This window comes from Ruegeria sp. O6, from assembly GCF_056535045.1.
Window position 1 is genome coordinate 1 of the sequence record NZ_JBQERM010000003.1, and the last position, 24112, is coordinate 24112.

Here is a 24112-nt window from a genome sequence, read left to right on the forward strand (position 1 = left end):
CACCCAGAGCCAAAAACCAGACCGAAACGCCAATCCCTTGGCGAAACCTCCTAAACCTCAACCTGAGATGCCCACCGTGTCTGTGGTGCGTCTCAACCGTCTTTCCAGTCCGTCAGGCCAACCTCAGTTGCGCCGGTGAAGGGGGTTCTAAGTATTACTCTCAAAACCCGCAAGCGGAAAATGACGTTATTGGTTTTTTTTTTGAATTTTCTTTGTTTATTGTTTTACTTCAACGGCTTACATTCATTCAAAATTGACCTCCACCCTTCTGTCCGGGTACTTTTGGGCACGATCTGACTGGCAAGCCCCATGAGACAAAATGGGCCGACACAAGATATAGAGACTCCGCGATTTCAAGATACAAGTCAGGGCGACTCGAAACGGGAAAACGAGTCGGAACTGCGGCCAGAATCCGGTCAAAAACCTCTCACCCCCGCCGGACGCCTAATACTGCGGGTCGCTCCCTGCCGGGATGTGGACGGAACAGGCACGATGTCCGCTATTGAACGCCCTGTCTTGCGCATCGCCTAAAGATGCGGTCAGGTTCCACCAATTCACTCTTCGATCCGAAAGCAGATCAGCAATGGCGCGCAACATTCAGTTTCCTTTGGTCAGAACCGTCGGATTTGACGGCGCGCTGGTGACCTTTGCGGATAGGATGACCGACACCGCGAACCGGGCAGCACTGGCGTTTCGGTCTGAAGTCGATCGTCTGCACTGGGATGAGGTGACCGAGTCGTCAGCCTCCCTGGGCTCGGCCTTTGTTCGGTTCGACACGCAGCGCATCTCTCATCAGAAGATGCTGCAAAAGCTTCGGGATCTGGTTGACCAGAAGGACTGGTACACTACACCCCTGCCCGCGGGTCGCAGGTTGTGGCGCGTTCCGACGGTTTACGGGACCGACCTTGCGCCCCAGCTTGACGATGCCGCCGCTGCTGCCGGCCTGTCACCGGAAGAAGCAATACGTCGGCTTGGACAATCCCGCGTGCGGGTTCTGACCATCGGCTTCGCTCCGGGGCAGCCTTATCTTGGGCCTCTGGGACCCGAATTCAACATTCCCCGGCTGCAAAGCCTGACCCCCATGGTGCCGGAAGGGGCTCTGGTTCTGGCGATCTCGCAATTTGTTCTGTTTTCCGGGCCGACGCCAACCGGGTGGCGGCATATCGGGCAGACCGCCTTTCGGTGTTTCCGTCCCGAAAGGGTCGAGGCCTTTACCCTTAGACCTGGCGATGAACTGTTGTTCGAGCCCGTTTCCCGCGACGTTCTGGAACACATCAGAGTCAACAACGAGGACGGCACAGGCGGCGCAACCTGTGAGGAGATCGCGCCATGAGCCTGATCGTCCACCGGATTGGCCCGGCCTGCACCATTCAGGATCAGGGGCGCACAGGTTTTCTGGATCAGGGGCTGTCCCGATCAGGGGCCGCGGATATTCTGGCCTTGCACGAAGGGGCGGCGTTGCTGGATCAAAGCCCAAACCTTGCGGCGCTGGAGATGGCCGGGATGGGGGGCGAGTTCGAGGCGACGCATAACACGCGCATCGCCCTGACTGGCGCACGAATGCAGGCCAGCATTGATGGCAGCCCTGTGGCCTGGAACGCCTTGCACCAACTGAGCGCCGGGCAAAGGCTGGTCATCGGGGCGACGCTGGTTGGAAACTATGGCTATCTGCATCTGGGCGGCGGCATCGATGCCAAGATTTTTCTGGGGTCCCGCTCTACCCATCTGACAGCGCGGATTGGCCGGGCGCTGCAGCAGGGAGACAGGCTGACCTGTGGACCGGATGCAGGCAACAGCGGGATGAAACTGGCTGCTGCCGAGCGGTTTTCGGGCGGGGTGCTGCATGTGGTTGCCAGTTTTCAGACCCCTTTGTTTGATGGCGCAACACTTGAACGGTTTGCCCAAACCAATTTCCGGCGCGGCGCACGCGCCAACCGAATGGGCATGCAGGTGGACAGCGACGGCGACGGCTTTGCGGCCTCGGGCCAGCTGAACATCTTGTCCGAGGTGATCACCCCCGGCGATATCCAGATGACCGGCACTGGCGAGCCGTTCATCCTGTTGCCGGAATGTCAGACCACGGGCGGGTACCCTCGTATCGCGACCGTTCTGCCATGCGATATGCCCCGCGCGGCACAGACACCCGCAGGCGGCGACATCCGGTTCGAATTTGTCAGCATGGAACAGGCTGAAGAAATGCACAAAGCGTTCCTGTCAGACCTTGCGCGCCTGCCCTCAAAAGTTGAGGCACTGGTGCGTGATCCCCATGACATACCGGACCTGTTGTCCTACCAATTGATCGGCGGAGTGATCTCTGCCACCGACTAAGGAGATGTGCCAATGCCAAGCGTCGATCTGAATGCCGATTTGGGGGAAAGTTTTGGCCCCTGGAAAATGGGCGATGACGAAAGCCTGCTGAAAATCATCACCTCGGCCAACATCGCTTGTGGGTTTCATGCCGGTGATCCGGATGTAATGGCATCGACGATGAAACTGGCGGCCGAAAACGACGTAGGCATCGGCGCGCATCCCGGCTTTCCAGATCTGCAGGGGTTTGGCCGGCGGAACATGAAGCTGCCCCATGACAACCTGTGCAATCTGGTCCGGTATCAGTTGGGGGCCGCAATCGGCATGGCCACGGCGGTTGGTACCAAGGTACGGCACCTGAAACTGCACGGGGCGCTGGCCAATATGTGTTCAGCCGATATCAATATGGCGCACGCCTGTTATCAGGGTGCACTGGATGTTGATCCCGATATCATCGTCATGGTGCTGGCCGCGACAAAACAGGAAGAGGCCGTGCGTGAACTCGGGTGCAATTGGGTGGGCGAGATTTTCGCCGACCGTGCATATAACGACGACGGAACACTGGTTGATCGCAGCCTGCCCGGCGCCGTCATCCACGACGCCGACGTCGCCGGACCTCGCATCCTGAACATGGTCCGCGAAGGTGCGATCATCACCGAAAGCGGCAAGCGGCTGGAAACGTCCATCGACACAATCTGCCTGCACGGCGACGGCCCGACCGCGGTTCAAATCGCCCGCTCGGTTCGCGACAACCTGATCGGAGGCGGTGTCGAGGTCACAAAATTCACCCGCTGACCATCATGCGTTAACGTCGGCAACCCAATTTCACGACTGTTGCCCGTACAGGTCTCAGCGCCTAGCATGACGGGCAAGCACATGTTCTGAAACCTACAATTTCAAACGATAGCTCGCCCCGGTTGGGGTGTCGCGCAAGGAGGTAGTCGAATGTCCTTTGATCTGATGTCCTATCAACCCCGGGGCGACAAGAAGAACTCGGACTTCTTCGCGGAATACCTGCCGAAAATCTACGAGCGCCGGACAAGCTCGGGCATCGCCGGGCAGGTCGGGCCAATGCGCGCAATCTGTATGCAGGTCGAAACCGACGCGCTGTTCGATACGCTGGTCGAACTTTACGTGATGACACCCTATCGCCACACAGCCAGCTATCTGGGGCAGACCCACAAATTTTCGGTCCTGCATTCGCATCCCGACTATCCCGCGCTGATCGTGATGGCCCCGCTCTGCCCAGGTTTCGAAGACTTCATTCCCCGCATCAATCGCATGTACCCGCTGGCCCGCAACACGCCGCAAACGCGGTATGTTGGCGAGGTTTTCGCAGCCAGTGATCTGAAGGCGCTGACCGGGACGCTTGAGGATCAGAATATCCGCTTCGAATATGCCGGAGACACCGAAAACCCGTTCTACACATTGGACGGCTTCCGCTTTACGACCCCGTCCGATTTCACCTGTAACCGGGTCGGGTATTCGACACTTGATTTCAACGACACAGACAGCCTGGGCCTTGGTGATCGCGTGTTATTGAGCGACGCGGAACAAGCCCGGCTGGATCAGGCAGCCGCGTTCGGATCTGACAGCAAAATCGCTCCTTTGATGCTGGGCATCGATCATCTGGCGACGCGCGTGCTGGCGGGTGAGCGCGAGGATGCGATCCTCGAATTCCTGACCATGGTGCCCTATTATTTCTGGGGGGCCTACAACATCTTCGACATGAACTCGTCCACCAATGTGAACCGCAACGCCAATGTGGACGATGACAAGAAATCTCCGGCCAAGGTTTTCACCGCCAACAACACGCCGTCCTTCGTCAACTCATTCGCCAAGCTGCCGATGCCGACCGAGGATTTTGTGCGCAATTTTGGCCGTCGCCTGCATCACATGGCCGTCGAGATCAAGGATGGCGACCATGGTGCCGGGGAAAAGAATGTCGACTTTGTCGTGAACACGCTTAAGGACAAGGGCGTGCCGTTCCTGGCCCATGTGGTGGGCGAATGCAAAGACGACCCGAACCTGAAACAGATCTTCTCGAAACACTCGAAGAACACGCTGCTGATCACTGAATATATCGAACGGTGTCACAAGTATGACGGGTTCTTCACCAAGGACAATGTCGCCGCCCTGACCGCCGCCGCGGGACAGGACGAGCAATATCAGCACGGTCACGTCTTCGATTAAAAAAAGGGCCGCGGATTACCGCAGCCCAGACCCAACAGGAGAGATTATGCCGGACCTTATGATGGCCCGATCATGAAACAGGTGACATTGCGGGCTTGCAGTCGACGACACGCCAGATCGGCCTGTTCCCGCGTCATGCCCTGGAATGTCGCATCAAATCCGCGCGAGCTCTGACTGACCTTGCGCAGACTGCCATCCAGCGTGGTCATTTCCGACAGCGCCGTTTTCAGCAGGATCTTCTCGGCCTCATATCGTGTGGTGTAGCGGCCCACATTGACCCCCCACAGATGCCCACCGGACGAGGACAGGCGGGTAATCACTTCCTGCTCGGGCTCTGGTGGGCTGGCGGGCTCGGTCGAGGCCAGCACCAGATTGTCCGGGCGCAATGCCGGGCGGGTGTCCGACGTTTCAACCGGCGGGGCGGTTGGGGCAACATCCGCTTCGGCAATCGCTGCGGCAATGCCGCTGCTGATACGGTCGCTGTTCTGGTCTGCCGATGCAGCAACCGCACTTGCAACCTGTGTCCCGGCACTCGGGCGCCCAAGCGGGCGCAGGCTGGATTTCGGTGCTCCGCTCAGCGCTGCGACCTGGGTATCGCCCCCCAACCCGACATTGCCCGCATAGACCGGGCGCTCAGGTTTGCGGATAGGTGCACGAGACGGGGCACGGCGAAACCCCAGATCCAGCAGTTCCGCAACTTTGGCATTCCGCGACGCCCCGGATTTACCGCCAAAGACAGTTGCGATGATACGCTCATCCTTGCGTTTGGCCGACGCCACCAGGTTGAACCCCGCCGCACGTGTGTATCCGGTCTTGATCCCGTCCGCGCCTTTGTAGGCAGCCAGCAGGCGGCGGTTGGTGTTGGGAACAGTTTTGATACCGGCATCCGTCGATTGACGCGAGAACAGGTTGTAATACTGAGGGTAATCATACAGCAGATGCCGTCCCAGCGTGGTCATGTCGCGCGCGCTGGACAGGTGCCCTGCCTCGGTCAGACCATGCGCATTCTTGAAGGTTGTGCGGCTCATCCCCATCGCTTTGGCGGTTCGGGTCATACGGCGGGCAAAGGCCGCTTCCGAGCCACTGATGGCAATGCCGATCGCCGTGGCCGCGTCGTTGGCCGATTTTACCGCAGCGGCGCGGATCAGATAGCGGAACGCAATCGTCTGGCCCGCGCGCAGGCCCAGCTTCGACGGGGGCTCTGCGGCTGCCTTCTGGGTAATCCGAACGGGTGTATCCAGTGTGATCTCGCCGTTTCGCACCGCCTCAAACGCGATATAGAGCGTCATCATCTTGGTCAGCGAGGCCGGGTGCAGCCGCGCATCCGCATTTCGTGAATGCAGCACCTCGCCAGTTCGGGCGTCAATCACCATAGCTGCATAAGGCGCCGCTATGGACCTGAGCGGCGCAAACGCCAGCACACATAGCAACGCTATAAGGAAAAAGCCCATTCGGGCCGGAACTGTCCGCCGAATCTGCACGATCTTTGCCTCTGTCTGCCTCGCGCTGCCGGGTTTTCCCGGTCAGCAATATTTATTTTATTGTCTCCAAGGCTATCACAGCGACCCAATGAAATAAACCGAAAGCTGAGGTTTTCGCAGTTTCGTTTTGCCTCTGGGCTGAGGCTATATTTTGCGAATTTCCCCCTCAGAACCACCAGATGTGCGATAAAGGCAAAACTGCGCCCGGTTGCGGCAGGGTTTATGTGAAACTGAGGCGAAAAGGCAACATCACTTCAGGTCGCGCAACAGATCGGCCAGATCACCCAAATCTCTCAACTCGCGGAATCGGGTGCTTTCGACCGGGGCTTCTGCATGTTCCACCTCCCAGACCAGACCGTGGGGCACGTAGACACCCCAGCACCCGGCCTGAATCGGGGCTACGACATCTGACCGCATCGAATTGCCGATCATCATTGCGGCAGTCGGGCCATCACCATGACGGTCGAACACGAACCGATAGGTTTCGGGGGTCTTTTCGGAAACGATTTCCACCCCATCGAACAGATCACCCAGCCCGGACTGGGCCAGTTTGCGTTCCTGATCGATCAAGTCGCCCTTGGTGATCAGGATAACCCGATACGCATCGGCAACACCTTCGACGGCCTCGCGGGCATGGGGCAACAGCTCGATCGGATGGGCCAGCATCTCTTGCCCCGCTTCGATCAGCTGCCGGATGACCCAGGCCGGAACGCGGCTTTCGGTAACTTCGATCGCCGTCTCGATCATCGACAGAACAAATCCTTTGATGCCGTACCCATAGCGCTGAATGTTTCGTTTTTCTGCCGCAAGAAGACGGTCCAACAGGTGATCACGATCGGCATGATCGGCCAAGAGTTCAGCAAAACGAGCCTGCGTCATCTGAAAAAACCGTTCGTTATGCCAAAGGGTGTCGTCTGCATCAAACCCGATTGTCGTCAGCTTGGTCGTCATCCCGTTTACGTCCGCTTGCTCTTTTCACTGGCCATGCACACGTTATATAAGCGCCAAGATAAACCCCAAGCCTGAATCGGACAGTTGCACACGATGCTTGAAATGATCTGGATGATGTCTGACAAGCCGGACGACGACAGTGACGCGTCCGTCCTGGTACAGACACGCCCAAAAACCAAGCGTCCGCCTTTATACAAGGTCCTGTTGCTGAACGACGATTATACACCGATGGAATTTGTGGTGCATGTGCTTGAACGCTTCTTCGGCATGACCCATGCGCAGGCGTTCGAGATCATGCTGACCGTTCACAAGAAAGGCGTGGCCGTAGTCGGTGTTTTCAGCCACGAAATTGCCGAGACCAAAGTTGGTCAGGTGATGGATTTTGCCCGCAGGCACCAGCACCCTTTGCAATGCACAATGGAACGCGAAGAGTAAGGCCTTTGGCCTGACGCGCGCGCCTCTCTCAGCCGGAATTGCCCATGTCCCCTCGTCTGGAACTTGCCTTGCAAAACGGCCTGACGCTGTCCCCCCCTCTTAGCGTGATTTGCCCCACACCCGACCATGATCTGTCTGCGCTGGCGGGCGGCGCACAAGTTGTGCAGCCTTTCAAACCATTTCACGACCATTTCGCCGCGCAGGGTTTTGAAACGGTGCCCGACGCAGATGGCCCCTGTCAGGACGCCATTGTCTTTCTGCCCCGCGCCAAGGCACTGGCCCGGTCGCTCATTCATCAGGCCTGTGCGCGGGCGAGCGGCCTGGTTGTCGTCGACGGTGCCAAGACGGACGGTGTGGACAGCATATTGAAGGATGTGCGCAAGCGGGTTCCGGTCGAGGGACCGCTTTCCAAAGCACATGGCAAGATTTTCTGGTTTCAGGCCGATGATCAGGCCTTTGCGGACTGGGCCGCGCCGAAACATCAGATGGTTGACGGATACCACACAGCGCCGGGTGTGTTTTCAGCGGACGGGATTGATCCTGCCTCAGCCCTGTTGCTGAAGACTCTGCCTGACCGGCTTGGTCCCTGCGTGGCCGATCTGGGTGCGGGATGGGGGTATCTGTCTGCGGAAATCCTGAAGCGCTGCGGGATAACCTCGCTGCATCTGGTCGAAGCTGACCATGCGGCCCTGACCTGCTCGCGGCTTAATGTCACTCAATCCCAGGCGCATTTCCACTGGAGCGATGCCGTATCCTGGACCGCCCCGGAACCTATCGACACCGTTGTGATGAACCCGCCATTCCACACGTCTCGCAGCGCGGATCCCGCCTTGGGGCAAGGGTTTATAACCTCCGCCGCCCGCAATCTGACACGCAACGGAACCCTTTGGATGGTCGCCAACCGGCACCTTCCTTACGAAGCTACACTGAACGAACATTTCGCTCAGGTCGGTGAAATTGCCGGCGACAACCGGTTCAAGGTATTCCAGGCCTCTCGCCCTCGGCGTTAAGGCCCGTTAACCTGCGCCCCAATTCAGGAGGATTCGGATGTCCTTTTCCATCGCTGGCAAGACAGCAATCGTAACGGGCGGGGCCAGTGGCATCGGCCTGGCCATCGGGCGGCATTTCGCGGATGCGGGCGCAAATGTCATGTTTGCCGACATAGATGAAAAACGCCTGATCGACGAGCTTGGAGAACAGGCCGAAGGCAGCAATATCCGGTACTTTGCGGGCGATCTGCGCGAAAAGCTGACCATAGCCAACCTGTTATCTGCGACGCTGGATGCGTTCGACCAGGTGGATATTCTGGTCAACGGCGCACGGCAAGTGATCCCGTCTGATCCGCTGGATCCGGATGACGATTCGATGCGCACCCTGCTGAACCAGAACCTGATGCCCGCCTTGCGGCTCAGCCAGTTGGTCGCAAATCGCATGATCAAACAGGCCGACGGCGATGTCGAAAACCCGGCGGGGACGATCATCAACCTGTCCTCGATCGCGGCCCGGCGGACCCACCCCGATCTGATGGCCTATTCCGTTTCGACCGCTGCACTGGATCAGCTGACCCGGTCCCTTGCGGTTGCGCTGGCTCCGAAACGGATCCGCGTCAACTCGATCGCGCTGGGTTCGGTCATGAGCGCATCGCTACAATCGACCCTCAAGGACAATCGCGACTACCGCGTCGATATCGAAAAGCACACGCCCCTGGCCCGTATCGCCTCGGCCACGGAACTGACGGAAACCGCGCAATATCTTGCGTCTGATGCAGCTGGTTTCGTCACCGGGCAGATCCTGACAATCGATGGTGGCCGTACCCTGCTTGACCCGGTCGCAGCCCCTGCACATTAAGACCCATGTTCGAAACAGAAAAATCTACCGCCTCCGCCTGGTTTCGCCAATTGCGCGATGACATCGTTGCAGCGTTCGAAGCCCTTGAAGACAGCCACACCGACGGGCCGTTTGCCGATGCCGCACCCGGTCGGTTCGAGGTCAAGGAAACCAAACGCCAGTCGAACGATGGGTCAGACGCGGGCGGCGGGCTGATGTCGGTCATGCGCGGCGGGCGTGTGTTTGAAAAGGTCGGTGTCAATGTCTCGACTGTCTACGGCACGCTGGGCGAACGTGCGCAACAAGCGATGGCGGCGCGCAAAGGCATCCCCGGAATGACCGAAGACCCGCGCTTCTGGGCGTCGGGTATCAGCCTTGTGGCCCATATGCAGAACCCCCATGCCCCGGCGGTCCACATGAATACACGCATGTTCTGGACACCCCATGCCTGGTGGTTCGGTGGCGGCTCGGACCTCAACCCCTGCATCGAGTATGACGAGGACACCGCGCATTTCCATGCCACGCAAAAGGCGCATCTGGACCCGCACGGACCCGCCCATTACCCGCGCCTCAAGGAATGGGCTGACGAGTATTTCTATATCCCTCACCGCAAACGCGCGCGTGGCGTCGGCGGGATCTTCATGGACGACTATTGCACCGGTGACTGGCAGGCGGATTTTGCCCTGACACAGGATATTGGAAGGGCCTTTCTGCCCGCCTTCCTTCCCTTGGTTGAAAAGCGCCGCGTTCAGAACTTCTCAGAAGCGGACAAGACCACCCAACTGGTGCATCGCGGCCTTTATGCGGAATACAACCTAGTCTATGACCGGGGCACAAAATTCGGTCTGGAAACCGGGCATGACCCGGATGCCGTTCTGATGAGCCTGCCGCCGATGGCAAAATGGGTCTGACGATCAGAACGTGTCCATGATGAAATTGTCGTAGCAATAGTTCTGCGCCGACACCGCCGACATGTTTGCTCCGACTTTCTTGACCGTGATCGAATAGCCGGGTTTCGTATCGGCCCCCGGCGGCGGAGTCATGGAAAACTGCACCGTTCGCACGCCGGGTTCATACGCCCGCCAGATATAGATCCTCTGCGAGTTCGGAACGCCCAGTGTGCGAATGGCATAATCTCCGATCCCGCACCAATAATTGACCGGCGCGGATGAACCGACAGCCTTTACTTCGTAAACCCCGTCCGGCAAGGGCGTGATCTCGGTTCGGAACTGCGGCCGGACTGACAGGCCGAACCCAACGGCCCCGGCCACCGCAGGCGTCATAACAAGTGTGGCAGCGATGAATGGCTTGAGAAAACGCATGATCCAGATATCCCGAAACAATGGCACCAATACCGATAGCATAACCACGACACCCTGCGAGTAAAGTGGGGCAAACCAGCTGCGCCGGCACAGTTATCCGGGGAAATTCCACTATTCATATCGCCGGAAACAAGTACACTACCCCAAAGAATTAATAACGCATCAAACTGTCGGCAGTTCCGTTGAACAAGAGTTTTCCAAAAGACTGGTTCGATTTCCCACCCGAGAAATATGCGGATCTGGGGGCGATGTTCTATCTCGCGGGTCTGACAAAAACGCACCAGAAACGTAACCTTGCGCAAGTTCTTTATGCGTTCGAAACCCCGTTCCGCCTGGGCCAATACCAGATCTTCAGGCAAAATGGCTTTCCCCGCGGATTTGTCACTTTTGCCGGTCTCAGCCCCGACGCCGAATATCGCTATGCGGTGAAAGAAACCTCACTGACAGACAAGGATTTTACCAGCGGGTCTTCCTTCTGGATCATCGACCTTGTCGCGCCGTTTGGACAGACCAGCCAGATTGTTGATATCCTCAAGCAAGAGATCCCGCATCCGCGCGTGCGCACCAACCGAATGGACAGCGACATGACACGCAACCGGATTGTCGAATGGACACGGGACGATGCAGGCGAGGTTCATATGCGCCTGTACCGAAAGAAGGAATTTGAGCGGATGCTGCAACAAGGCGAGGTCTAGTTGGTTTCAGTTCCGATCACAGGTGAATTGACCGGCAACGTGACCGGGTCCCCACCCAATGTGGCGATGGGGCAACCCACGCTGAACAACGGAAACTTTACACCGCTCACCCAAACCTGGACAATTGCGACACCCCCTGCCAACGGTACAGCCACGATCGACCCAAATACCGGTGAGTGGACCTATACGGTCGATCCGACGTTTTTCGACAGCCTCGACAATGGTGAAGTTGTTTTTGATTCCTTCTTCATCAGTGTCTCGGGAACAACGCAAGCCGGTCCGATTACACTTCCGTTTACCGGCTCCCCGGACCCGGTAGAGGTGGTCATCCGGATCGAAGGCGTGTGTTTCGTAGCCGGAACCCTGATCGAGGCCGAAAACGGCCCCCGCGCCATAGAGACCCTGAAGGTCGGGGACAAGGTGGCGACAGCCGATCACGGGTTGCAACCTGTTCGCTGGATCGAAAGCAGCACGATCCCACCCGACCGATTACGCAATGAACCCGCAATGTGGCCCGTTCGCATCTCGGCAAGCAGTCTGGGATCCAACACACCCTCGCGGGATCTTCTGGTGTCTCAGCAGCACCGTATTCTGGTGAAAGGCCCCCGGGTCGAACTGCTTTTCGGAACCACCGAAGCGCTGGTTGCCGCCAAGCACCTGTGCAGATGGCCCGGAATAGGGCTCGATACCTCGGTTGAAACGGTCGAGTATCTTCACATCCTGCTGGATCGGCACGAAATCCTCTCGGCGGATGGGGCACAGGCAGAAAGCCTCTTTCTGGGGGAAGAGGCGCTACATACCCTTTCATCCGACGCGCTCCAGGAACTGGCCGCCATATTTCCCGACCGTCCCTCCTCTGGCCATCAGGGGTTTGGGCGCGCCGCGCGCCTTATCCTGCTGGAACACGAAGCCCGCGCACTTGCCTGAGGTCAGGTGCCAGTCCCGATACGGCCACCGACATTCTGCGGGGCCAGTGCAACCGTCTTGATCACGGCATGGCACGTGCTGCCCGGCTGCAAGTTCAACGCCGCAACTGACCGGCGCGTGACCCGTGCAAGAACAGTCCCAGCCAGTGTCCTGACCGACACGATCGCTCCGGGACCTTCACCCGACCGGATCGAGTCGACCGTCCCGCTGAGCACGTTCAATGCCGACAGACCCTCGGGCTTTTGGACGGACAGGATCACCTCTTGCGCCGGAATGCGAATTCGCAGATGCGCGCCGACCTCCTGCCCGATACGTGGCAGAAACAGACGCGCGCCATTTGCGTTCAGCTCGGTCAACCCGTCAGCGTGGTGCTGGTGCACCTGCACTTCCAACACGGCCCCGACCGCGCGCACACCTGCGGGCGCCACGGACGGATCCGACAGAACCTCGGACGCGGGGCCATGGCGGACGACCCTGCCATCCTGCAAAGCGACAACCGATGTGGCCAGACGGGCCACCTCGTCGGCTGAGTGGGTCACATACAGGATCGGGACAGACACCTCATCCCTGAGACGCTCGAAATAGGGCAGAATCTCCGCCTTGCGGGCCTCGTCCAGCGCCGCAAGCGGTTCATCTGCAAGGATCAGTCGCGGGCTGGCCAGCAACGCCCTGCCTATCGACACGCGCTGTTTCTCGCCCCCTGACAACCCGGCTGGACGGCGATTCAGAAGGTGGCCGATCCCCAGCATCTCGATGACCTTTTCCGGGTCTTCACGCTGCGCGCTTTTGGGGGCGAACCAGCGGCCATAGGCAAGGTTCTGGCGCACGGTCAGATGCGGGAACAACCGCCCTTCCTGAAAGATATAGCCCAGCCGCCGCCGGTGCGGCGGCAGCCAGTGCCCGCGTTCGGTGTCAATCAACACCCAGTCATCCACGGCCACTCTGCCCGCGCGCGGCCGCAGCAATCCGGCCACCGCGTTGACAATCGTGGTCTTGCCCGACCCGGAACGCCCGAACAGCACAGTCACACCGGGTGGCGCGTCAAAACTGACCTCCAGATCGATCCCCGGCAGCTGATGATGCAAGCGAACGGACAGGCTCATGATCCGGCCACCCGCGCGGCGGCGCGCCGTCCCACATATTCCGACAGCAGTAACGCGCCCATGGCAATGACGATCGAGATCAGGACCAGCCGTGTTGCAGCAGCTTCGCCCCCCGGCACCTGCAAAAAGGCGTAAACAGCCGATGGCAATGTCTGCGTCTGGCCCGGAATATTCGACACGAATGTAATCGTCGCCCCAAACTCACCCATGGCCTTTGCAAAGGCCAGAATGGCCCCGGCGATGACACCGGGCAGGATCATCGGCAAGGTCACGGTCAGAAACACCATAAGCCGCGACGCCCCCAGCGTCGCCCCCGCCTGTTCCAGCTTCGGGTCCACCGCCTCGATCGACAGACGTATCGCCCGGACCATCAGCGGAAACGCCATGATACCAGCGGCCAGCGCGGCCCCAGTCCAGCGAAAGGCAACCACAATGCCGAACTCGGCCAAGAACCGCCCCAACGGCCCCTGAATGCCGAAGGTCAGCAACAGCAGATACCCCGTCACAACCGGCGGCAGGATCAAAGGCAAATGCACCAGACCATTCAGAACCTGCCGCCCGGGGAACCGCCAGCGGGCCAGAATGTAGGCAACAAAAATGCCGAACGGCAAGGTCGCCAGCGTCGCCCAAAACGACACGCGCAGCGACAGCTTCAGCGCTTCAACTTCGGCGGGGCCCAACCACTCCAACGCGATCACCCGCCCGGCAGGGAAAATCCCTGCTCCTGAAAAATTGCCAAAGCCGCATCGCTGTGCAGATGATCCAGAAAAGCCCGCGCCGCACCTGTGGCATTACCTGTCATCGCCGCCGGATAGATGATCGGAGGGTGCAGGTCGGTCGGAAAACTGGCCACAACACTGACCCGCTGTTCCGCCTGCGCATCCGATCGATAGACGATCCCCAGAGGCGCGGCACCGGTTGCCACAAGGGCCAGCGCAGCGCGCACATTATCGGTTTGCGCCACACGCTCCTGCACCGCCTCCCACTGGTTCAACCCCTGCAAAGCCGCCTTGCCGTAGATACCGGCGGGCACCGCATCGACCAGCGCCATGGCCAGAAAGCCTTCGCCCAGTTCGGCCCTGAGGTCATGAACCGTCCGAATGTCACCCAGATCAGGACGCCCAGCAGCGCCGATCAGAACCAGACTGTTGCCCAGAAAATCCGACCGTGTCCCCGGCTGCAACAAGCCCTGCTGTTCCAGATAATCCATCCATTCGGCGTTGGCCGAGATGAACACGTCCGCAGGCGCACCCTGCTGAATCTGCCGCGCCAGTACCGAAGACGCCGCGTAAGACACGGTGACATCCTGCCCCGTCCGCTCTGTGTATTCCGTTGCAATTTCGTCCAAAGCGGTCTTGAGACTGGCCGCGGCGAAAACCAAAACCCCTTCTGCCCCGGCCCGGACCGGAGCCAGCACAAATGCGCCAAGGACCAGTGCCACCATCCAGATACGGCAGGCGAAGGGTAGGATCATGTGTGCTCCCGACCGGAAAGTTGCAGTCTCTTCGGGCATATCGGAGGCCATAGGGCGCTTGCAAGCGCCTTTGATCTTTTCCAGACCACATGCCTGAAACCCACGCAGACCTGCCTCATAAGCCCATGCTCACCGAGGCTGGCGTCTTTGAGGGCGGCATTTCCTATCCGCAACCCATCGCGGAATAAAAATCTCACAGACCCTCTTGCGCCCGCCCGCTGGCTTGGCTACATGCAGCGTCACGGGTGATTAGCTCAGTTGGTAGAGCGCTTCGTTTACACCGAAGATGTCGGGAGTTCGAGTCTCTCATCACCCACCATCCTTTCCCCACAATTTATCAAGGTCTTACGTGACTGGCACATTTTGCTGTGCTGCGCGTGAAACTGTGTCCGCTGCGCATTGATCGCCCCGCTGAGTAAATAGCGTTTTCTTGATTAGTGACACGTATCTCAGCATGATCCGGATATGTCGGTTGAAATGGACACGTGGCTAAACGACCTCGGATTGGGTCAGTACGCAAGTGCCTTTGCGGAAAACGACATTGATGCGCGGGTTTTGCCATTGCTGACAGGCGACGACCTGAAAGAGCTTGGGGTAAGCCTTGGTCACCGAAAGATCATCCTTGCGGCGGTTCAGGATTTGGTTGGCTCTGGGCGCCTGTCTTCATCAGCGCCAGCCGCAGGGGAGCCAACCAGCGAGAAAACTCAGCCATCCGCCCTTGATGATGTGCATGGCGAAGCTGCACCAGCAAAAAAGCCCATCGCACCTGCGGCTGAGCGGCGTCATCTGACAGTCTTGTTCGCTGATCTGGTCGGCTCGACGGAGTTGACCAACCGATTTGATCCCGAAGACATGCGGGATCTGCTACAGAACTATCAGGATACCGTCGCGGGGGCAGTGAGCAGGTATGGTGGCTATGTCGCGAAATATCTTGGCGACGGTCTTCTTGTGTTTTTCGGCTGGCCAACAGCCTACGAAGATCACGCCATTCGCGCGATAAAGGCGGGGCTTGAGTGCGTCCGTCGGGTTGAAGAGCTCAACGCCCCTGACGGTGAGCGTTTGTCAGCCAGACTGGGTATTGCCAGCGGCGATGTCGTGGTCGGTGACACGATCGGCGAAAACTCGTACGAAGAAGGTGCCATGACCGGGCCGGCGGTCAATCTGGCGGCGCGGATACAGGAACGCGCCCTGCCAAACTCGGTGGTTTTGTCTGCAGAAGAAACCGAAGCCGCCTTGCACCGGATATTCGAGTTCGAGACCCTTGGATCAACTCAGTTGAAGGGTTTCAAAGACCCTCGGACCTTGTTGAAGGTCGTATCGGAACGCAGCGCGGAAAGCCGGTTTCGCGCGTCATACAAGGATGACGCTGGCAGCACCATGATTGGCCGGGACTACGAAAAGGGTATCCTGTTGCAATCGTGGCAACGTGCCCAAAACGGTCATGGTGAGGTCGTTCTGCTGTCGGGGGAGGCGGGGATTGGAAAGTCGCGCCTGACTGAGGGGTTTCTTGCGGACGTTACAGCAACCGGACAAGCCGATGTGATAAGGCTGAACTGCTCGCCCTATCTGACCAGCAGCCCCTTTCATCCGGTCACCCAGCGAATTTCACAGGATGCGGGCGTTGAACCGGATTTTGACGACAATCAAATTCTGGAACATGTCAGGAAGCTGCTGGAAGGCCGGGAAGGTCTGGACTGGGAACAGGTTCTGCCTGTCTTTGCAGCGCTGGTTGCGCCGCGCAGCGCGCTGGCTCGTGAAGTTCTCGAGATGTCGCCGCAGGAGCAACGCGACATAACGATCCAAACCCTTATCCATACGGTGCAGGTCCGGGCCGGCGTGCGCCCGGTTATTCTGTGTGTTGAGGATGCACATTGGATCGATCCCTCGACGCAAGCCCTGCTGGAGCGGTTCAAGGCGATTTGCACCGATCTTCCCCTGATGATCTTGATGACCCACAGACCTGGGTGGGACCTGGCCCGCGATGACGGGGACACGCATGTTCAAACACTCCTGTTGCGCCGGTTCGGTTCTGCTGATGTCTCGGATCTGGTCCGCAATATCACCGGCAAGGACCCGGACGATGCCTTGATCGCGACAATCATCGAAAAAACGGACGGTGTGCCCCTGTTTGTCGAAGAATTGACCCAGGCGATCGTGAATGCTGATGAGCAGGGACAAGTCCACATACCATCCTCGCTGAAGGGTGCCTTGATGGCGCGGCTTGATGCAGTTTCGCCCGAGGCCAAACAGGTCGCGTTGACGGGGTCAGTCATTGGGCGGGAATTTGAACCAGATTTGTTGAGGGCCGCGATGGGGCTGGAACGCGCGGATATCAATCTTCGTCTCGAAGAACTGTCGCGAACGGGACTGATCTTTGAAAGCGGAAACAACCGCGGGCATTTTGTGTTCCGCCATGCCCTTATCCGCGATACGGCATATCAATCCATGCTGAGCTCTACCCGCAGGCAGCAACATTCAAACGTTGCCCGTGCACTGATCGCAATGCGATCAGCTGAAATCGAACGCCGACCCGAGCTGGTGGCCCGCCATCTGTCAGAAGCAGAAGAATGGCGCGCCGCATTCGACAAATGGGAAGCTGCGGCGGAAATGGCGTTGGCCCGGTCAGCCAGCCAGGAAGCGATGGCCAATGCACTGGAAACACTCAGGGCTGCGGAAAAACTTGGCTCTGAAATCAGTGCGGAGATGGTCAGGGGCAAAATTCTTGTCGGACGCAGCCATGACAGCCAGGGCCGGTTGCCTGAGGCGATGGAAGTTCTGAAAAGTGCATCTAAAGCTGCCCGGAAACTCCATGACGTGGAGCTGGCAGCCGATGCAGCCAATCATTTTGCTGACTCGTGCATGATGACAAGCACGCGACATCACGAGGCCATTGACCTTTGTGACAAGGCGCTGAAAGACCTGTCTGACAGTGACGAAGTCAGGCGGTGCCGGTTGATGAGCCAACTTGCAAGGGCGTATATGTTTGTCGGCCAGTTTTCCGAAGGCACCCGCTTTGGTCAGCAATCCATGGAACTGGCAGCGAAGCTTGGGGATCATAAATCCCAGTTTTCGGTAATGATGATGCATTTTGGGGCGCCATTCATCGCGCGCAACGGGCGAGAGGCGCGCCATTGGCGTGAAAACCTGGATGCCATGCATCGGGTCGCAGAAAAGCTTGGCACCATTGATCAGGGCCGCGACCGGACGCTCAGCCTGTTTGTCGGTGCTGAAATGGCCGACCGTGACCTGATGGACAACTCGCTCGAGTTGCTGACAGCGATTTCAGAAAAGGACAATCATCTGCAACTCTATTGGGTTCAGAAACACGCACGCGCCATGGTTGCAATCATGGAAGGCGACTTTGTTCAGGCTGAAAAGCACGCCACCGAAGCGGTCAAGATCGGTCGAAAAACGCACGGCGAACATGTCGAGGGTGTTTTCGGCGTTCAGATGTTTACCATCCGGCGCGAGCAGAACCGCCTGCACGAGGTCGCGCCTGTGATCAAGAAACTGATGACCGACAGCCCCGAAGACATCTCGTGGAAGCCGGGTTTTGGCCTTATCGCAGCCGAACTGGGGTACACGGAACCAGCCGAAAAAATACTGAATGAAATGGCGGAAAACGGCTTCGACCTGCCGCCAGATGCCATGTATTCAACAACTCTGTCCTATCTTGCCGACATCTGCGTGGCTGTCGGGCATCCGGATCATGCCCAGACGCTTTACGGCATGCTGCAACCTTACGAAGACCTGACGATCACCGCAGGGGCAACCACAGTTTGCACGGGTGCCGCAGCCCGACGCTTGGGGAACCTGGCAACGGTGCTGAAAGACTGGGAAATTGCCGGGAAGATGTTCCAAAAAGCCATCGAGATTGACACGCGGATGATTTGCCCACCCTGGATTGCGCATTCCAAGGCAGCGTATGCATCCGCACTCAGACAACAGGGCCGCCCCAGCGATTTGGAACTGGCGTTTCAACTGGAAGGGGAAGCGTTGGCAATATCACAGAAATTGAGTATGGTTTCCCTTAAGTCAAAGCTCGAAGGGGTAGCCAGTTAAGGCCCGGAATATGCTTGGGGGGCATAATGCCACGATACATCATTGAACGGAATTTTGCCGAGCAGCTGAATATCAGCGACAACGACAAAATTCACATCAAAGAAATCAACGACGAAGTCGGCATTGAATGGATCTTTTCCTTCCTCAGCGCAGATAAGCGCAAAACATACTGCCTTTACGAAGCCCCGGATGAAGAAAGCCTGCGAAAAGCGGCCGAGCGTCTGAACATTCCTGCCGATGTCATCACGCCGGTAGATCGGATCGATCCGGGACTATTTGCCTGACGACCAGCTTTCCCCCACAACCAAGTATCCCCTTCTCAGGGCAATAACAAACTCACGAGGCAGCCGTGCGCGAAACCTTTCCTGAAACAAGGGAGGCCAAAGCATGTTTGACCTGAAAGCACTCGACGGACATATCGCAACTGTGGATCAAGGCGATTTGGACGCGCTTGATGCCTCACTGCGCGGCGGGGTCTACCTGCCGGGAACCCCGGAATACGAAGAAGCCAGGATTACCTGGAACAGCATGTTCGAGCGTTTCCCCGCCTTCGTGATCCGTGCGATGGGGGCGAGCGACGTCCAGAAGGCAATAAACTTCGTCCGACAAGCAGGCCTCATGATGACCGTTCGATCAGGTGGGCACCAGATTGCAGGGCACGCCGTCGCGGACAAGGCCGTCATGCTGGACCTGTCCCAGATGCGTTCGGTTCACGTGGACCCTGCCCGCAAAACTGTCCGCGTTGCACCCGGTGCGTTGCTTGGAGACGTTGATCGCGAAACACAGGCCCATGGTCTTGTCGTCCCCACAGGCATCAATTCGACCACCGGCATCGCCGGGCTGACCCTGGGCGGCGGTTTCGGCTGGACGACCCGGAAATTCGGCATGACAATCGACAACCTTCTGTCGGCAGAAGTCGTCACAGCGGATGGCGCGATTGTCACCGCATCATCCACGAGCCACCCGGAACTTTTCTGGGCCATTCGTGGTGGTGGCGGAAACTTTGGTGTAGTTACCTCATTCGAATTCCAGTTGCATGATCTTGGGCCGGATGTCCTGTCCGGCCTGATCGTGCACCCGATCGAAAAGGCACCAGAATTGCTTTCCGAATTTGTGGCCATTGCGGACACGTCCCCCGATGAGCTCACCGTCTGGAGCGTGATGCGAAAGGCGCCGCCGCTCCCGTTCCTGCCGGAAGAGTGGCACGGGCGCGAAGTGCTGATTTTCGCAGCGTGCTATAGCGGCCCGATGGATGAAGGTGAAAAAGCGATGTCGGCCTTGCGCGCGCTGGGTGAGCCGATTGTGGATGTCATTTCACCGCACAGATTCGTGGACTGGCAGGCGGCTTTTGATCCTCTGTTGTCGCCGGGCGTCCGCAACTATTGGAAAAGTCATGACTTCAACACGCTGCCCCCGGCCGCCATCACGGACCTGCTGGACGCGATTTCCACTCTTCCTGATCCCGCCTGCGAGGTATTCATTGCTCATGTCGGTGGCGCGATGGCCCGCGTTGAGCCCGCTTCTACCGCCTACCCACAAAGATCTGCGCATTTCATCATGAATGTCCACACGCGATGGGAAGACCCTGACAAGGATGACACCTGCATCGGTTGGGCACGCCAGCTGTACGAACAGATGAAACCGTACTCAACAGGCAGTGCCTATGTGAACTTCATGCCTGAAGACCAATCCGATCACATGAAAGGCGCTTATGGAGTGAACGGCGAAAAGCTGTCCAAGATCAAAGGAAAGTACGATCCCACCAACTTGTTCAGGATGAACCACAATATTCTACCAACGTAAGACAACCAGAGTGGCAATTCCCGAACTGCATTGATGTTGGGACCGCTGTCTTAGCACCACTCAATTTTTCTCGCTGTTCGGCTATCGCGCCAAGCGGTTCCTCTCACCTATGGCCGCGCTGGCACTCATGCCCTCTTGTCGTGCAGCTACCCTAGATGCTGTATCCTTAGAGCGTTGAACTTGCGGGGCGCGACCGAACCGACGTCCCTGATCCCGCTTCAAACACCTGTTTTACGCTTAAGCCTGCAATCTGGGTCGCTAAGAACAATTCATCGAATAACCGCCTCGGAATTCGCGGGGCAAGTTTCTTTCGACTACTGGCCGAAACTATCCGACAAGCCCATTGCGGCGTCCGGTTCCCAGAACCTTCACCTCGAGCCAGTGGAACACCAAAGCAATTACGCCCGCTACGAGAATGTAGAATACAGCCAACAGGATAAGCGGTTCGTAGACGATAAACGTATCGGCACGCACACGGGACGACACGGCATAGATATCAACCACGGTTATTGTGGCGACCAGCGGTGTTGCCTTTAATTGCAGGATAGTTTCACCGCCCAAAGTCGGCAGAACATTGCGGATTGCCTGCGGTAACCAGATGCGGCGAAACATCGTCAGCCTTGGCATACCAAAAGCCTTGGCCGCCTCCAGCTGTCCTTTGGCAACGCCCTTGAAGGCTCCGCGCATGACCTCGCCTTCATAACCCGCATAAGAAAGTGTCAACGCCAGCACCGCATAGGGCCAAGCCTGACGCAGGTACGGCCAAAGTTCAGACGATCGTATCCATGGAAACTGCGGAAACAGAGAGCCGAGGCCATAATACAGCAACCAAAGCTGCAAAAGCAGCGGTGTGCCGCGAATGATGGTACAGAACGCCTTTGAGGGTGCCGCAAGATACCATGGCCCAACGGCCTGCGCTAATCCAAGGGGTACAGCCAATAAAAATCCAAGAACGATCGTGACAACCAGCAACCAAAGCGTGGTCCAGATACCCTTCAATGCAAGAGGCGCATAATTGGGTATCCAATCCCACCGCAATGTCATCGCGCACCAAACCGCGATCCCGGCAAAGATCAGCATCATCACGATACGATGAGGTTGCATCAGAGATCTGAGGTCGATCATCTGCTGCCTCCGTTCAGAGCGGGTTGGCCGCGACGGGCCCATTTCTCAATCCGCGCAAAGATTCCACCCGAAAACAGCGTAACCATCAGATAAAGGAAGCCCGCCGCCAGGAAAAAGGTGAAGTAGGCCCGCGTGCTGCTGGCCGCCTGGCGCGTTTCCAGCGTCAGCTCGTTAAAGCCGACAACGGCCAGCAATGCGGTGTCTTTGGTTGCAATCAGCCACAAGTTGGCCAGACCCGGTACCGCAAAGCTCATCATGGCGGGGATTGTGACGCGCCGCATGGTCATGAAGGCCGGCATCCCGTAGGATTTCGCCGCTTCGATCTGACCGGGCGGAACCGCCTGAATGGCACCGCGCAGAATCTCGGTCGCATACGCGCCCTGAACGACGCCCAGCACCCAAATGCCTGCGGCAACGCCGTTGATCTCGACGCGGCCACCACCCATGGCAGCAGATATTTTGTTGATAATATCGGATCCCACGTAATACAGGATCAGGATCAGGACCAGTTCCGGCACGGCCCGGATCACGGTCGTATAAATGGCAAGAAGGTCGCGCGTGACCTTCCCGCCGTAAAGTTTGCCATACGCTCCGAACAATCCGATCACGAGGCCCAGCGCATATGCGCCAAAAGCGATCTGCAAGGAGTGGGACAATCCGCGTAGCAGATTGGCCCCCCACCCCGGCGGCGAGAGCGACAGAAGCTCTGCGCTCTGCGCCAAACCAAGTGATTCCAGAAATCCGGTCACGGCAACGGCTTAGTAGATGCTGGTCGAGAAATAGTTCGACGTGATCTTCTCATGCGTGCCATCGGCAAGAATTGCCGCGATGCCCTTGTTCAACGCCGCAAGCAGGTCATCCTGCCCTTTACGAACGCCCGCACCGACACCACGCCCCAAAATGGCGGGATCGTCCTTCACGGCACCTTTGATTTCGCAGCAAGCACCGGCATCCGAATTCACAAAATCGGCCATCGCAATGCTGTCAGCTTGTGTGGCGTCGATCCGACCCGCAAACAGGTCCTGATTGGCCTCATCCTGAGTTTGATAGACGCGCAGTTCGGAATCCTTGAAGTATTCCTGCGCATAGGCTTGGTGGATCGTCGAAGCCTGAATGCCAATGACTTTACCCGCCAGCGATTCCGGGGTTGCTTCGATATCCATCGATTTATCGGCAACGATAACCGCAGGTGTGTTGTAATAAGGATCGCTGAAATCAATGGTTTTCAACCGTTCCTCGGTGATCGACATCGAGGCCATGATGGCGTCGATCTGCTGCCCCGTCAGCGAAGGGATGATACCGTCCCAGGCCACCGGCGTGATAACACAGTCAAGTTCCGCAGCGGCGCAAACTGCATTGATGACGTCGATCTCCCAACCAACCCAGTTGCCTGAACTGTCCAGCGACGCGAAGGGCGGATAAGGCTCGGCCGCGATGCCGATCTTGACCTCTTCTGCACTGGCAACACCAGCCGAAAGGACAGCGGCGGCAAGACCGGACGCGAGCAGTTTCTTGACGTTCATTTTGTTACTCCCTTTAGGTTTATATTGTTGTTTTTTGTAGTGGATCAGGCGACCGAGCTGAGGAACTGCTTCAATCGTTCTGATTTTGGATTTCCGAAGACCTCGGCAGGTGGACCCTGCTCTTCAATGCGGCCCTCGAAAAGATAGACGACATGGTTCGCGACTTCGCGCGCAAACTTCATTTCATGGGTCACAAGCAGCATGGTGCGCCCTTCCGCTGCAAGATCCCGGATCACGGTCAGAACCTCGCCGACAAGCTCTGGGTCAAGCGCTGAAGTTGGCTCATCGAAAAGCATCACCGAAGGATCCACCGCAAGCGCGCGTGCGATGGCGGCGCGCTGTTGCTGACCGCCTGAAAGATAGGCCGGATAGGTGTCGGCCTTGTCCCCCAGCCCCACCCTTTTCAGCAGGTCATGCGCCCGCCCGACAGCTTCGGCCTTTGGTACCTTAAGGACATGCACGGGCACCTCGATCACGTTTTCCAGAAGCGTTCGATGTGTCCACAGGTTGAACTGCTGGAAAACCATCGCAAGCCGCGTACGGATACGTTCAATCTGGCGGCGGTTCGAGGGGCTGCCGTCGGCATGCATTTCAACCAGCTCACCGCCGATCGTGATCTTTCCCGAGCTTGGTGTTTCCAGAAAGTTGATACAGCGCAGCATCGTGGATTTGCCCGAGCCTGAGCCCCCGATGATGGCAACGACATCGCCCTTGTTCGCTGTCAGCGAGACACCTTTCAAAACCTCCAGCGTGCCGAAAGACTTGTGCAGGTCCTCAACCCTTATCGCCTCGTCAGACGTGGTTGTTTCGCGTGCGGGTGATGCTGCTTTGGCTGTGTCCATATCCAAGAATCTTCTGATTTTCAGCTTGCAGTAAGCCTCGAA

At 58.0% G+C, this 24112-nt stretch carries 24 protein-coding genes and 1 tRNA gene; 15 read left to right on the forward strand and 10 right to left on the reverse strand.

Translation table 11 applies throughout. From position 1 onward, the window contains the following. The 5 genes from ACR0DY_RS05270 to ACR0DY_RS05290 all read left to right on the forward strand — a co-directional run. Positions 1-257, forward strand: a 257-nt coding sequence (locus tag ACR0DY_RS05270; protein WP_480897901.1) for a hypothetical protein, incomplete at its 5' end; no start/stop codon positions are given. A 326-nt stretch (positions 258-583) separates the two neighbouring features. Next, positions 584-1333, forward strand: a complete 750-nt coding sequence (locus tag ACR0DY_RS05275; protein WP_480538879.1) for a 5-oxoprolinase subunit B family protein — start codon at positions 584-586, stop codon at positions 1331-1333. Further along, positions 1330-2328: a 5-oxoprolinase subunit C family protein gene (locus ACR0DY_RS05280; RefSeq protein ID WP_480897903.1), complete on the forward strand. Its 999-nt coding sequence runs from the start codon at positions 1330-1332 to the stop codon at positions 2326-2328. Before ACR0DY_RS05275 ends, ACR0DY_RS05280 begins: the two co-directional genes overlap by 4 nt. A gap of 12 nt (positions 2329-2340) precedes the next feature. Then, a complete protein-coding gene (locus ACR0DY_RS05285) occupies positions 2341-3102 on the forward strand; it encodes a LamB/YcsF family protein (RefSeq protein ID WP_480897905.1) in 762 nt (253 codons plus the stop codon). Positions 3103-3252: 150 nt separating this feature from the next. After that, entirely contained in the window at positions 3253-4500 is a 1248-nt protein-coding gene (locus ACR0DY_RS05290; protein ID WP_480897907.1) for a hypothetical protein, read from the forward strand. Between the two features lie 56 nt (positions 4501-4556). Here ACR0DY_RS05290 and ACR0DY_RS05295 read toward each other — a convergent pair whose 3' ends face one another. Next, positions 4557-5951, reverse strand: coding sequence for a D-alanyl-D-alanine carboxypeptidase family protein (locus ACR0DY_RS05295; RefSeq protein WP_480483349.1), 1395 nt, complete (start codon positions 5949-5951; stop codon positions 4557-4559). Positions 5952-6230: 279 nt separating this feature from the next. Then, positions 6231-6932: an HAD family hydrolase gene (locus ACR0DY_RS05300; RefSeq protein ID WP_480483347.1), complete on the reverse strand. Its 702-nt coding sequence runs from the start codon at positions 6930-6932 to the stop codon at positions 6231-6233. Between the two features lie 93 nt (positions 6933-7025). Here ACR0DY_RS05300 and clpS point away from each other — a divergent pair, with 93 nt between their 5' ends. The 4 genes from clpS to hemF are packed head-to-tail and all read left to right on the forward strand — an operon-like array spanning position 7026 to position 10105. Continuing rightward, entirely contained in the window at positions 7026-7367 is a 342-nt protein-coding gene (gene clpS / locus ACR0DY_RS05305) for an ATP-dependent Clp protease adapter ClpS (RefSeq protein ID WP_209598551.1), read from the forward strand. Positions 7368-7411: 44 nt separating this feature from the next. Continuing rightward, positions 7412-8377 carry a class I SAM-dependent methyltransferase gene (locus ACR0DY_RS05310; protein ID WP_480483343.1) on the forward strand — a complete coding sequence of 322 codons (966 nt, stop codon included), beginning with the start codon at positions 7412-7414 and terminating at the stop codon, positions 8375-8377. A 37-nt stretch (positions 8378-8414) separates the two neighbouring features. Beyond that, on the forward strand, positions 8415-9215 hold the full coding sequence (locus ACR0DY_RS05315; protein ID WP_480483341.1) for an SDR family NAD(P)-dependent oxidoreductase: 801 nt from the start codon (positions 8415-8417) through the stop codon (positions 9213-9215). Between the two features lie 5 nt (positions 9216-9220). After that, positions 9221-10105, forward strand: coding sequence for an oxygen-dependent coproporphyrinogen oxidase (gene hemF / locus ACR0DY_RS05320; RefSeq protein WP_480483339.1), 885 nt, complete (start codon positions 9221-9223; stop codon positions 10103-10105). A 3-nt stretch (positions 10106-10108) separates the two neighbouring features. Here hemF and ACR0DY_RS05325 read toward each other — a convergent pair whose 3' ends face one another. Next, on the reverse strand, positions 10109-10558 hold the full coding sequence (locus ACR0DY_RS05325; RefSeq protein ID WP_480483337.1) for a hypothetical protein: 450 nt from the start codon (positions 10556-10558) through the stop codon (positions 10109-10111). Positions 10559-10698: 140 nt separating this feature from the next. Between ACR0DY_RS05325 and ACR0DY_RS05330 the strand changes: the two genes are divergently transcribed. Further along, the gene (locus tag ACR0DY_RS05330) at positions 10699-11211 is read left to right on the forward strand and encodes a toxin-activating lysine-acyltransferase (protein WP_209507836.1); all 513 of its coding nucleotides are present in this window, start codon (positions 10699-10701) and stop codon (positions 11209-11211) included. Continuing rightward, positions 11212-12138 carry a Hint domain-containing protein gene (locus ACR0DY_RS05335; protein ID WP_480483335.1) on the forward strand — a complete coding sequence of 309 codons (927 nt, stop codon included), beginning with the start codon at positions 11212-11214 and terminating at the stop codon, positions 12136-12138. It begins immediately after the preceding gene. A gap of 2 nt (positions 12139-12140) precedes the next feature. Here the strand turns inward: ACR0DY_RS05335 and modC are convergent, their stop codons facing one another. From modC to modA, 3 genes are read right to left on the reverse strand one after another with little or no spacing between them, the layout of a single operon-like run. Further along, a complete protein-coding gene (gene modC, locus ACR0DY_RS05340; protein WP_480483333.1) occupies positions 12141-13241 on the reverse strand; it encodes a molybdenum ABC transporter ATP-binding protein in 1101 nt (366 codons plus the stop codon). Next, a complete protein-coding gene (modB, locus tag ACR0DY_RS05345) occupies positions 13238-13930 on the reverse strand; it encodes a molybdate ABC transporter permease subunit (protein WP_480483331.1) in 693 nt (230 codons plus the stop codon). Before modB ends, modC begins: the two co-directional genes overlap by 4 nt. 5 nt (positions 13931-13935) lie before the next feature. Further along, a complete protein-coding gene (gene modA, locus ACR0DY_RS05350; protein WP_480545973.1) occupies positions 13936-14715 on the reverse strand; it encodes a molybdate ABC transporter substrate-binding protein in 780 nt (259 codons plus the stop codon). Positions 14716-14958: 243 nt separating this feature from the next. Between modA and ACR0DY_RS05355 the strand changes: the two genes are divergently transcribed. The 4 genes from ACR0DY_RS05355 to ACR0DY_RS05370 all read left to right on the forward strand — a co-directional run bounded on the left by ACR0DY_RS05355 (position 14959) and on the right by ACR0DY_RS05370 (position 20580). Further along, positions 14959-15034 (forward strand) — tRNA-Val (locus tag ACR0DY_RS05355). A 146-nt stretch (positions 15035-15180) separates the two neighbouring features. After that, complete coding sequence (locus ACR0DY_RS05360) at positions 15181-18777, forward strand: adenylate/guanylate cyclase domain-containing protein (RefSeq protein WP_480545971.1); 3597 nt, start codon at positions 15181-15183, stop codon at positions 18775-18777. Positions 18778-18803: 26 nt separating this feature from the next. Then, positions 18804-19061, forward strand: a complete 258-nt coding sequence (locus ACR0DY_RS05365; RefSeq protein ID WP_267366859.1) for a DUF4242 domain-containing protein — start codon at positions 18804-18806, stop codon at positions 19059-19061. Positions 19062-19164: 103 nt separating this feature from the next. Then, positions 19165-20580: an FAD-binding oxidoreductase gene (locus ACR0DY_RS05370; protein WP_480545969.1), complete on the forward strand. Its 1416-nt coding sequence runs from the start codon at positions 19165-19167 to the stop codon at positions 20578-20580. 327 nt (positions 20581-20907) lie between these two features. Here the strand turns inward: ACR0DY_RS05370 and ACR0DY_RS05375 are convergent, their stop codons facing one another. From ACR0DY_RS05375 to ACR0DY_RS05390, 4 genes are read right to left on the reverse strand one after another with little or no spacing between them, the layout of a single operon-like run. Next, a complete protein-coding gene (locus tag ACR0DY_RS05375; RefSeq protein WP_480483323.1) occupies positions 20908-21705 on the reverse strand; it encodes an ABC transporter permease in 798 nt (265 codons plus the stop codon). Further along, positions 21702-22454 (reverse strand): ABC transporter permease, encoded by a 753-nt coding sequence (locus ACR0DY_RS05380; protein ID WP_480475310.1) that lies wholly within the window; start codon positions 22452-22454, stop codon positions 21702-21704. Before ACR0DY_RS05380 ends, ACR0DY_RS05375 begins: the two co-directional genes overlap by 4 nt. Before the next feature lie 9 nt (positions 22455-22463). Next, on the reverse strand, positions 22464-23228 hold the full coding sequence (locus ACR0DY_RS05385) for a transporter substrate-binding domain-containing protein (protein WP_480475308.1): 765 nt from the start codon (positions 23226-23228) through the stop codon (positions 22464-22466). Positions 23229-23272: 44 nt separating this feature from the next. Further along, entirely contained in the window at positions 23273-24070 is a 798-nt protein-coding gene (locus tag ACR0DY_RS05390; protein ID WP_480897909.1) for an ABC transporter ATP-binding protein, read from the reverse strand. Between the last annotated feature and the right edge of the window lie 42 nt (positions 24071-24112).

Bases quoted from the DNA above. Each gene is read 5' to 3' on its own strand.
- modA (WP_480545973.1), bottom strand. From the start codon at position 14,715: ATGATCCTACCCTTCGCCTGCCGTATCTGGATGGTGGCACTGGTCCTT.
- ACR0DY_RS05390 (WP_480897909.1), bottom strand. From the start codon at position 24,070: ATGGACACAGCCAAAGCAGCATCACCCGCACGCGAAACAACCACGTCT.
- ACR0DY_RS05370 (WP_480545969.1), top strand. From the start codon at position 19,165: ATGTTTGACCTGAAAGCACTCGACGGACATATCGCAACTGTGGATCAA.
- ACR0DY_RS05375 (WP_480483323.1), bottom strand. From the start codon at position 21,705: ATGATCGACCTCAGATCTCTGATGCAACCTCATCGTATCGTGATGATG.
- ACR0DY_RS05310 (WP_480483343.1), top strand. From the start codon at position 7,412: ATGTCCCCTCGTCTGGAACTTGCCTTGCAAAACGGCCTGACGCTGTCC.
- ACR0DY_RS05280 (WP_480897903.1), top strand. From the start codon at position 1,330: ATGAGCCTGATCGTCCACCGGATTGGCCCGGCCTGCACCATTCAGGAT.
- ACR0DY_RS05365 (WP_267366859.1), top strand. From the start codon at position 18,804: ATGCCACGATACATCATTGAACGGAATTTTGCCGAGCAGCTGAATATC.
- modC (WP_480483333.1), bottom strand. From the start codon at position 13,241: ATGAGCCTGTCCGTTCGCTTGCATCATCAGCTGCCGGGGATCGATCTG.
- ACR0DY_RS05290 (WP_480897907.1), top strand. From the start codon at position 3,253: ATGTCCTTTGATCTGATGTCCTATCAACCCCGGGGCGACAAGAAGAAC.
- hemF (WP_480483339.1), top strand. From the start codon at position 9,221: ATGTTCGAAACAGAAAAATCTACCGCCTCCGCCTGGTTTCGCCAATTG.
- clpS (WP_209598551.1), top strand. From the start codon at position 7,026: ATGCTTGAAATGATCTGGATGATGTCTGACAAGCCGGACGACGACAGT.
- ACR0DY_RS05325 (WP_480483337.1), bottom strand. From the start codon at position 10,558: ATGCTATCGGTATTGGTGCCATTGTTTCGGGATATCTGGATCATGCGT.
- ACR0DY_RS05285 (WP_480897905.1), top strand. From the start codon at position 2,341: ATGCCAAGCGTCGATCTGAATGCCGATTTGGGGGAAAGTTTTGGCCCC.
- ACR0DY_RS05300 (WP_480483347.1), bottom strand. From the start codon at position 6,932: ATGACGACCAAGCTGACGACAATCGGGTTTGATGCAGACGACACCCTT.
- ACR0DY_RS05315 (WP_480483341.1), top strand. From the start codon at position 8,415: ATGTCCTTTTCCATCGCTGGCAAGACAGCAATCGTAACGGGCGGGGCC.
- ACR0DY_RS05275 (WP_480538879.1), top strand. From the start codon at position 584: ATGGCGCGCAACATTCAGTTTCCTTTGGTCAGAACCGTCGGATTTGAC.
- ACR0DY_RS05385 (WP_480475308.1), bottom strand. From the start codon at position 23,228: ATGAACGTCAAGAAACTGCTCGCGTCCGGTCTTGCCGCCGCTGTCCTT.
- ACR0DY_RS05295 (WP_480483349.1), bottom strand. From the start codon at position 5,951: ATGGGCTTTTTCCTTATAGCGTTGCTATGTGTGCTGGCGTTTGCGCCG.
- ACR0DY_RS05360 (WP_480545971.1), top strand. From the start codon at position 15,181: ATGTCGGTTGAAATGGACACGTGGCTAAACGACCTCGGATTGGGTCAG.